The sequence below is a fragment of the Paracoccus sp. S4493 genome, from assembly GCF_000967735.1.
Taxonomy (GTDB): domain Bacteria; phylum Pseudomonadota; class Alphaproteobacteria; order Rhodobacterales; family Rhodobacteraceae; genus Paracoccus; species Paracoccus marcusii.
On record NZ_JXYF01000391.1, the window covers coordinates 1 to 559 of the forward strand.

Sequence of the window (559 nt, forward strand, 5' to 3'; positions counted from 1 at the left end):
CCGCGCAGGCGGAGATCATCAACAGCGCCGTCAGCGACAGTGTCGCGCGGGTCATACGGGGAAACGTCACGAGGTCTTTTCCTTCTTGCGCGACAGCAGCGACCGGATCTTGAGCACGGCCACATAGAAGACCGGCACCAGGAAGATCCCGATGACGGCAGAGGAAGCCATGCCGCCCAGAACGCCGATGCCGATCGAGTTCTGCGCCCCCGCACCGGCGCCCGACGCGATGGCCAGCGGCAGCACGCCCAGCATGAACGCGAACGTGGTCATCAGGATCGGACGCAGACGCTGGCGCGATGCGATCAGGGCGGCCTCGACCACGGTCTTGCCCTCCTTGAACTGCGCCTCGGCGAATTCGACGATCAGGATGGCGTTTCGGGCGGCAAGTCCGATGGTCGTCAGCAGACCTACCTTGAAGTACACGTCGTTCGACTGTCCGAAGAACAGCGCGGCCGCCAGGGCGCCCAGGATGCCCACCGGAACGGTCAGCATGACCGCCAGCGGCACGGACCAGCTTTCGTACAGCGCGGCCAGCGACAGGAACACGACCAGCGCC

The 559-nt window shown here is 65.5% G+C and carries 1 protein-coding gene; it reads right to left on the reverse strand.

What is annotated here, in order from left to right; genetic code table 11:
- Nucleotides 1-66 precede the first annotated feature (66 nt).
- On the reverse strand, nucleotides 67-559 hold a 493-nt coding region (locus TW83_RS17925), incomplete at its 5' end, for an efflux RND transporter permease subunit (RefSeq protein WP_045984150.1).